Annotated in this window: 7 protein-coding genes; all 7 read left to right on the forward strand. The window is 28.5% G+C overall.

Annotated features, from left to right (window positions below):
- Window positions 1-328: 328 nt before the first annotated feature.
- The 7 genes from BN899_RS13920 to BN899_RS13945 all read left to right on the forward strand — a co-directional run bounded on the left by BN899_RS13920 (window position 329) and on the right by BN899_RS13945 (window position 7,205).
- On the forward strand, window positions 329-1,159 hold the full coding sequence (locus tag BN899_RS13920; RefSeq protein ID WP_042276564.1) for an ABC transporter permease: 831 nt from the start codon (window positions 329-331) through the stop codon (window positions 1,157-1,159).
- 1 nt (window position 1,160) lies between these two features.
- Complete coding sequence (locus tag BN899_RS13925; protein WP_042276566.1) at window positions 1,161-1,943, forward strand: ABC transporter permease; 783 nt, start codon at window positions 1,161-1,163, stop codon at window positions 1,941-1,943.
- A 26-nt stretch (window positions 1,944-1,969) separates the two neighbouring features.
- Window positions 1,970-3,001: an ABC transporter ATP-binding protein gene (locus tag BN899_RS13930; RefSeq protein ID WP_042276568.1), complete on the forward strand. Its 1,032-nt coding sequence runs from the start codon at window positions 1,970-1,972 to the stop codon at window positions 2,999-3,001.
- 23 nt (window positions 3,002-3,024) lie between these two features.
- Window positions 3,025-4,071, forward strand: a complete 1,047-nt coding sequence (locus tag BN899_RS13935; RefSeq protein ID WP_042276570.1) for an ABC transporter substrate-binding protein — start codon at window positions 3,025-3,027, stop codon at window positions 4,069-4,071.
- An 18-nt stretch (window positions 4,072-4,089) separates the two neighbouring features.
- Window positions 4,090-4,485 (forward strand): amidohydrolase family protein, encoded by a 396-nt coding sequence (locus tag BN899_RS19885; protein ID WP_242824195.1) that lies wholly within the window; start codon window positions 4,090-4,092, stop codon window positions 4,483-4,485.
- On the forward strand, window positions 4,431-5,804 hold the full coding sequence (locus tag BN899_RS13940; protein WP_242824196.1) for an adenine deaminase C-terminal domain-containing protein: 1,374 nt from the start codon (window positions 4,431-4,433) through the stop codon (window positions 5,802-5,804). The genes BN899_RS19885 and BN899_RS13940 overlap by 55 nt, the downstream gene beginning before the upstream one ends.
- 66 nt (window positions 5,805-5,870) lie before the next feature.
- Window positions 5,871-7,205, forward strand: a complete 1,335-nt coding sequence (locus BN899_RS13945; RefSeq protein ID WP_042276572.1) for an amidohydrolase — start codon at window positions 5,871-5,873, stop codon at window positions 7,203-7,205.
- The last annotated feature ends 169 nt before the right edge of the window (window positions 7,206-7,374 follow it).

Consider the following 7,374-nt stretch of genomic DNA (forward strand, 5'->3'; position numbering starts at 1 on the left):
TTTGTGGATAAATATAATTTCCAACTACTAAATTTGAGCAACGAACCTGGTTTGTAGGTCGTTGGCGATATGAGTGAAGCAAATTCTTTATGACTTAAATTAATTAATATATATAGCATACCTATACTTGATACTTATTAAAGTTAAGATTAATTAGATTTCAAATGAATAAATAAACTTATTTTACAATTAAAGTTTATATAAAAACGAAACATAAAATTTAAAATATTGACAATGTTCGATATTGAAAGTAAAATGTAAATATAAAATCAAATTTCGACAAAAATATTCGTTTTTTATAAATTATCTAGAGAGGGAGTTTAACATTATGAAAAAGAAAGGTTATTATATATTATTTATACCGTGCGTAGTATTAGTAGCGTATTTTATGATAGTTCCTTTAATTGGTACTATATTACCTACATTCACTAATACGACAGATGGAATGTTCAGTGCATATACGTCATTTTTTAAAGATGAATATATGATGAGTATATTTATTAGAACTATAAAAATATCATTATTATCATCAATAATTTGTATGTTTGTAGGAGTACCAGTAGCATATTTCATATCAAGAACATCTAAAAAGTTAAGAGGATTATTTATTGCCTTAACAGTATTTCCAATCTTAACAAACTCTGTTGTTCGTTCTTTTGCATGGATGAGTATATTAGGAAAAAATGGAGTTATAAATAGTTTACTTATGAAGCTAAATCTTATAAGTGAACCATTATCTCTTTTATATACAGAAGGGGCAATCATAATAGGTACTGTATACATATTCTTACCACTTATGATTATATCTCTTGTTGGAGTTATGGAAAATGTTGAAAATGATTTATTAGAAGCTGCTGAAAGTTTAGGAGCGAATAAATTAAAAGCATTTTTCAAAGTTATATTCCCACTTAGTTTACCAGGTTTAATAGTTGGAACAGTACTTGTATTTACAGGTTCCTTAACAGCATATACAACACCTCAATTATTAGGTGGAAATAAAAATACAGTTTTAGCAACATTAATATATCAAAAGACTATGACATTAGGAGATTGGCAAGGAGCTGCAGTAGTAGCAACTATAATGATTGTAGTTACTTTAATAGTTATAAAAGGAATCAACTTCCTAGCATCAAGATTAGATAAGAGAGGTGTTTCTTAAAATGAAAAAGAATAAATTTTTAACGGCATTTGTTGTATTAGTATATATATTCTTGTTTGCACCATTAGCTATAATAGCTATGACAAGTATAGGGACGGAAAATTATATAGCATTTCCTCCAAAAGGATTTAGTTTACAGTGGTTTGCAAATGTATTTAAGTCACAAGCTTTCGTTAGCTCGATGATAACAAGCTTAACTATATCGGGTATCGCTACATTAGCAGCTTTAGTTATAGGTATGCCAGCAGCTTATGGATTAAGTAGATATGATTTTAAAGGAAAAGCAGCTATTAAAAGTTTCTTTTTCTCACCACTTATAATACCAGGTATAGTAGTTGGATTTTCACTATTCCAATTTTTATTAGTAAGATTAAACATTTCAGTAAATATGAGTTTATTTATTGGACATACGATAGTAATTATTCCTTACATTATAAGAGTTATAGGATCTAGTTTAGAAGTATTTGACTACTCAATAGAAGAAGCGGCGATGAGCTTAGGGTGTAAGAAATCACAAACTTTCTTTAAAGTAGTATTACCAAATATAACATCAGGAGTAATGGCAGCATTTATGCTAGCTTTTATAAATTCATTTAATAACGTTCCAGTATCAATGTTTTTAACTGGACCAGGTGTATCTACATTACCTATAACAATGATGAATTATGTTGAATATAATTACGATCCAACTGTATCAGCGTTATCAGTAATATTAATGATATTAACTATTGGAATTATGTACATCTTAGAAAAGACATTAGGTCTTAATAATTTCGCAGCTTAAGAATAAAGACTTGGAGGATAAGTAAAATGGATTTAATAAATTTACAAGGTATAAATGTTTCATACGATAAAAAAAATAACATACTAGAAAACCTAAACTTAAAGGTTAAAAAAGGAGAATTAGTATCTCTTTTAGGACCAAGTGGATGTGGAAAAACTACTACATTAAGAGTTGTAGCAGGATTTATAGAGCCAACAGCAGGAAAGTTTTTACTAGGTGATAAAGATTATACAAAAATACCTGTTCATGAAAGAAACTTCGGATTAGTATTCCAAAGTTATGCATTATTCCCACACTTAACAGTTGAAGAAAATGTAGCTTTTGGATTAAATATGAAAAAAGTACCAAAAAACGAGATAAAAGTAAAAGTTGCTGAGATACTAGAAACTGTGGATATGTCTCATTTAGCAAAGAGATATCCTAAAGAACTATCTGGTGGACAAAGACAAAGGGTAGCCATAGCAAGAGCTTTAGTTATAGAACCAAGTTTATTACTTTTAGATGAGCCGCTTAGTAACCTTGATGCTAAGTTAAGACTTAAAATGAGAGTTGAGATAAGAAAGCTTCAACAAAAACTTGGAATAACAACATTATTTGTTACACATGATCAAGAAGAGTGCTTTTCAATATCAGATAGAGTAGCAGTACTTAACAAAGGAGTTATAGAACAATTTGATACTCCAGAAAATATTTACTCAAATCCAGCGACTGAGTTTGTTGCAAGGTTCGTAGGATTTGAAAACTTTATTAACTTAAAGAAAGTTTCGGATAATACTTATGCTAATGAAAATGGAGTAGAATTTAAGGTTGATAGAGATAAAAATAAAGTAGATGCAAAGGCAACTATAAGACCAGACGATATAAAGATAGTTAATGAAGATTTAGAAAATACTATTGAAGGTACTGTAGAAATAAGAACTTTCTTAGGTAAGGCGTATCAATATGATGTTAAGACATCAATGGGTAGTATAATTGTAAATAGTGAAAATAGTGTTATATACGAAAAAGGAAATAAAGTAAAACTTCAATTACCATCAAATAAAATAGTTATACTATAAAATGTGCATAAAGGAGAATGACAATGAACAAGAAAATTGTAGCATTATTATTAACAGGAGTACTTTCAGCAACAGCTTTAGTTGGATGCTCAAAATCAGGAGGTTCAGCATCTGATAATAAACTTATAGTTTCAACTTGGGGATTAAATGAAGATGTATTAAAGAAAGAAGTATTTGAACCATTTGCAAAAGAACATGGTGTAGAAATAGTTTTAGAAGTTGGAAACAACTCTGAAAGATTAACTAAAATGAAAAACAATCCAAATTCAAATGTAGATATAACTTACTTAGCAGAATCATTTGCTGAAGAAGGAATAGAAGCAGGAATATTTGAAGAAATAGATTATACAAAAATACCAAATTCTAAAAATATAAATGAAAAAGCAAAGCATACTGTAGATAGAGGATTTGGGCCAGCCTATACAGTAAATAGTATAGGGATAGTAGTAGACCCATCAGCAGGAATAGAAATAAATTCATGGGAAGATTTATGGAAGCCTGAATTAAAAGGTAAAATAGCTATACCAGATATAACTACTACTAATGGTGCAGCAATGGTAAGTATAGCAGCAGATAAAGCTGGTTCTGATATAAAGAAAAATAATGGTGAAGATGCATTTAAAGAATTAGAAAAATTAAAGCCAAATGTTGTTAAAACTTATTCTAAATCATCAGATTTAGCTAATATGTTCTCAAGTGGAGAAATAGTAGCAGCAGTAGCATCAGATTTTGCTTATGAAACAATAGCAAAAGCTAAGCCAGGAGTTATAAATGTAATTCCAGAATCAGGAACTTACTTAAACTTTAATACAATAAACATAAACAAAAATTCTCAAAAGAAAGAATTAGCTTATGAATTTATAGATTACGCTTTAAGCCCAGAAGTTCAAGAAAGAACAGCTAAAGCTTTAAGTGAAGCACCAGTTAATAGTGAAGTTAAATTAAATGAAGAAGATGCTAAGAACTTAACGTACGGAAAAGTATTAGAAAATGCAAAAGTTATAGACTTTAAATTTGTAAATTCAATAATGGGAGAATGGGTTAATACTTGGAACAGAATAATGAACTAGTATTAAATAGGTGAAACTATGGAAGTACAATTAATTATAAAAAACTTAAATGTTTACAATAGTTATCTTAAAAAATTTATAAAGGGAGATGTTGTAATACATGAAGGTAAGTTTATCCATATTGGAGATAATTATGAAGATAGACTAACATCTAATCATATAATAGATGGTAATAATAGGTACATGATTCCAGGATTAATAGACATACACATGCATATAGAAAGCTCGATGACAATTCCTAGTGAATTTTCAAAGGCTGTCATAAAACAGGGGGTCACTACAGTTGTAGCTGACCCTCATGAAATTGCAAATGTTTTCGGTGTTGAAGGAATAAAAGAATTTTTAAAGGAAAAGAAAAGGTGGATATATTTTATGGAATACCAAGTTCTGTTCCATCAACAACTAAAGATCTAGAAACTACTGGGGGAGAAATAGGAGTAAAAGAGGTAAGAGAATTATTAAATTACGATAAAGTTTTATGCCTAGGAGAAGTAATGAACTTTAAAGATTTAATAGATGATAAAACTTCTAAAATAAACAATATAATAAACTACGTTAAATACAATAAAAAGAATATGCCTTTAGAAGGTCATTGCCCTAAAATAGAAGGAGTAGATTTATCTCTTTACTTATGTAGTGGAGTTAATGGAGACCATACACAACAAACTGTAAAATCTTTGGATGAAAAAATAAGAAATGGTATGTTTATAGAAGTACAACATAAATCTATGACTAAAGAAAATATAAATTACTTAATAGAAAATAATTTATATGAACATTTCTGTTTAGCAACAGATGATGTAATGGCAGATAAATTAATATATGGTCATCTTAATAAATTAGTTATAGAAGCTATGAATCTAGGAATGTCACCAGAAAATGCCATATACGTGTCAACATATACTCCAGCTAGAAGAATGGGATTACTTGATAGAGGAAGTATAGCTCCAGGAAAGATAGCAGACTTTATTTTGATTAGTAACTTAGAAGAATTTAAAATAGATGAAGTTTATAAAAATGGGGAAGAGCTATATAGTAGCTCAAATGGGTTAAAAAAGGAATATTTCAATAATAAAACTACTATAAAAAAAGAATTTTATAATAGCATAAAATTAGGTAAAATAACTAAAGAAGACTTATTAGTAAGAGTACCTAGTAACTTTACAAATAATGTTACATGTAGAACAATGAAAGTATATGAGAACACAACATTTACAAAGGAATGTGAGAAAACCTTAAAGATATATAATCAAATACTTCAGTGGGAAAATAATGATTGTGCATTAATAGCGGTATTTGAAAGATACGGAAAAAATAAAAATGTATCTTTTGGATTAGTAGAAGGTAGTATATTAAAAGAGGGTGCAGTTGCGACTACATGGGCTCACGACCATCATAATCTTATGGTGATGGGAAATAATGTAGATGATATGGTATTAGCTGTAAATAAAGTCATTTCATTAGAGGGAGGATATGTAGTATCTAATGAAGGTAACATATTAGCTAGTTTAAGTTTACCAATAGGTGGAATAATTAGTGATGAACCTATTGAAATATTAGGTGAAAATCTAAGTAAAGTAAGAAGTGCTATGAAAGATTTAGGATATAATCATATGAATGAGATAATGTCATTTAGTACATTATCATTACCTGTTAGCCCAGCGCTTAAAATAACAGATAAAGGATTAATAGATGTAATGGAAAATAAAATTGTTCCTTTGTTTAAAAATTAGAACTATAAAAATTAGACTATGTATATACATAGTCTAATTTAATATACCTATACTTTGGAGGATAATATGAATACAAAAGATAAAGTAACTTTATTAAAAAATATTACTATACTTACAATAAATGAAAATAAAGATATTATAGAAAATGGAGTAGTAGCATTTAAAGATAATAAAATAATTTATGTCGGAAATAAGAATATAGAATATGAATTAAAAAATGAATATGATGTTGAAATTATAGATGGAGAAGAAGGAATATTAATGCCAGGTATGATAAATTGTCACACTCATGTTTCGATGGTCCCATTTAGAAGTTTAGCAGATGATTACAAAGATAGGCTAAAAAGATACTTGTTTCCACTAGAGCAAAAACTAGTAGATAAAGAATTGACTTATATAGGCGCTAAATATGGTATAGCTGAAATGTTGTTAGGAGGAGTTACAACATTTTGTGATATGTACTATTTTGAAGACGAGGTGGCAAAAGCAGCTAAAGAAATGAATATGAGAGGCGTATTATGTGAAACTATAGTAGACTTTCCTTCACCGAACGCAAAAGAGCCATTTGGAGGGCTACAGTATTCAAAATGGTTTATAGAAAAATGGAAAGATGATAATTTAATAACCCCAGGTATAGCACCTCATGCACCTTATACAAATACTGATGAATCTTTAAAAGAAGCATATAATATAAGTAAAGAATACAATGTTCCACTAACTACTCACTTAGCAGAAATGGATTATGAATTAAATGAATACAAAGAAAAATACAATCTGACTCCAGTTGCTTATATGGATAGTCTAGGAATTTTAGATTCTAACTTTATATCGGCACATACTGTATTAGTTGATGATAATGATGTAGAGATTCTAAAGAAAAGAGATGTTAAAGTGTCTCATAATATAGGCGCAAATTCTAAAGGAGCAAAAGGAGTAGCACCTATTATAAAAATGAGAGAAAAAGGAATTGATATAGGATTAGGAACTGATGGACCAATGAGTGGAAATACATTAGACATAATAACTCAAATGTCTCAAGTCGGAAAAATACATAAATTATTTAATAATGATAGAACATTGATGCCATCAGTAGAATTAGTAGAAATGGCAACGATTGGTGGAGCAAGAGTACTTGGAATTGATAAAGAAGTTGGATCAATTGAAGTTGGGAAAAAGGCTGATTTAACTTTAATAGAAACAAATTCTGTTAATATGCAACCAATTTACGATTATTATGCAGCTATAGTATATTCATCAAATCCATCAAATGTAGACACTGTTATAGTAGATGGAAAAGTAGTGGTAAAAAATAAAAAGCTAGTGAGCGCAAATTTTAAAGAGATTAGAAAAAGCATTATAGACTTAAAAGAAAAAATAAATAATGTTGCCAAAACACTTTAAATTAGAAAAATAGATATTTGATTAAATCAGTATCTATTTTTTTATGGATTATAAACTGTATAATTTGTGTATAAATTATAATAAATACTAATTATTTGTAACTATCCATAATTTAGGATATACTAGATTATTGGATATTTAAGTTGATAAATATATTCTTACATAAGGA

This window comes from Faecalimicrobium dakarense, from assembly GCF_000499525.1.
GTDB lineage: Bacteria > Bacillota > Clostridia > Peptostreptococcales > Peptostreptococcaceae > Faecalimicrobium > Faecalimicrobium dakarense.

Bases quoted from the DNA above. Each gene is read 5' to 3' on its own strand.
- BN899_RS13920 (WP_042276564.1), top strand. From the start codon at position 329: ATGAAAAAGAAAGGTTATTATATATTATTTATACCGTGCGTAGTATTA.
- BN899_RS13925 (WP_042276566.1), top strand. From the start codon at position 1,161: ATGAAAAAGAATAAATTTTTAACGGCATTTGTTGTATTAGTATATATA.
- BN899_RS13930 (WP_042276568.1), top strand. From the start codon at position 1,970: ATGGATTTAATAAATTTACAAGGTATAAATGTTTCATACGATAAAAAA.
- BN899_RS13935 (WP_042276570.1), top strand. From the start codon at position 3,025: ATGAACAAGAAAATTGTAGCATTATTATTAACAGGAGTACTTTCAGCA.
- BN899_RS19885 (WP_242824195.1), top strand. From the start codon at position 4,090: ATGGAAGTACAATTAATTATAAAAAACTTAAATGTTTACAATAGTTAT.
- BN899_RS13945 (WP_042276572.1), top strand. From the start codon at position 5,871: ATGAATACAAAAGATAAAGTAACTTTATTAAAAAATATTACTATACTT.